Origin of the sequence: Mesorhizobium sp. M7A.F.Ca.CA.003.01.2.1 (assembly GCF_003998945.1) — a bacterium.
GTDB classification, from domain to species: domain Bacteria; phylum Pseudomonadota; class Alphaproteobacteria; order Rhizobiales; family Rhizobiaceae; genus Mesorhizobium; species Mesorhizobium ciceri.
Window position 1 is genome coordinate 1 of the sequence record NZ_RZRA01001312.1, and the last position, 1130, is coordinate 1130.

General features: G+C 67.5%; 1 protein-coding gene. It reads left to right on the forward strand.

The genetic code is table 11. The annotated features are described in order from the left end of the window. The coding region (locus EN969_RS32270; RefSeq protein ID WP_164758718.1) for a DEAD/DEAH box helicase at positions 1–1130 on the forward strand (1130 nt) is incomplete at both ends.

Sequence of the window (1130 nt, forward strand, 5' to 3'; positions counted from 1 at the left end):
CTCGACATGTCGGCGCTGAAGGCGGTGGTGCTCGACGAGGCCGACGAGATGCTCGATCTCGGCTTTCGCGAAGACCTCGAATTCATCCTCGACGCCGCTCCGGCCGAACGCCGGACGCTGATGTTCTCGGCCACGGTGCCGCGCTCGATCGCCACGCTCGCCCAGGGCTATCAGCGCGATGCGGTGCGCATTTCGGCCGCCGGCGAGGAGAAGCAGCATCTCGACATCGAATATCGGGCGCTGAGCGTCGCCCAGCCCGACCGCGAGAACGCCATCATCAATGTGCTGCGCTATTACGAAGCCAAGAACGCGCTGGTGTTCTGCAACACGCGTGCCGCCGTCAATCATCTGACCGCGCGCTTCAACAACCGCAACTTCTCCGTCGTCGCCCTGTCGGGCGAGCTCAGCCAGAATGAGCGCAGCCATGCGCTGCAAGCGATGCGGGACGGCCGCGCAAAAGTCTGTATCGCCACCGATGTCGCGGCGCGCGGCATCGACCTGCCCAATCTTGAGCTGGTCATCCACGCCGATTTGCCGACCAACCCGGAAACGCTGCTGCACCGCAGCGGCCGCACCGGCCGCGCCGGGCGCAAGGGCGTCAGCGCGCTGATCGTGCCCAACAGCGCCCGCAAGCGCACCGAACGGCTGTTGCAGAACGCCGGCCTCAAGGCGACATGGGCGAGCCCGCCCTCGGCCGACGACGTGATGCGGCGCGACGACGAGCGCATCCTTGCCGATCCGGCTTTCGATGAGCCGGTGAAGGAGGACGAGCGCTCCTTCATCGACGCGCTGCTCGCCAGGCATGGCGCCGAACAGGTGGCCGCTGCCTTCGTGCGCCAGTGCCGCGCCAGCCGCTCGGCCCCCGAGGACCTCATGGAGATCGCGCCCTTCACGCCGTCGCGTGAAAGACCGGCGGGCGAAGGTTTCGCGCGCCGCGACGAGGCGCCCAGCCGCCGCGACGATTTCGGCGACAGCGTCTGGTTCTCGCTGTCGATCGGGCGCCGGCAGAATGCCGAGCCGCGCTGGCTCATCCCGATGCTATGCCGCACCGGCAGCATCTCGAAGCGAGAGATCGGCGCCATCAAGATGCAGCCGGAAGAGACCTACGTGCAGATCGCAGCGGATTGGGC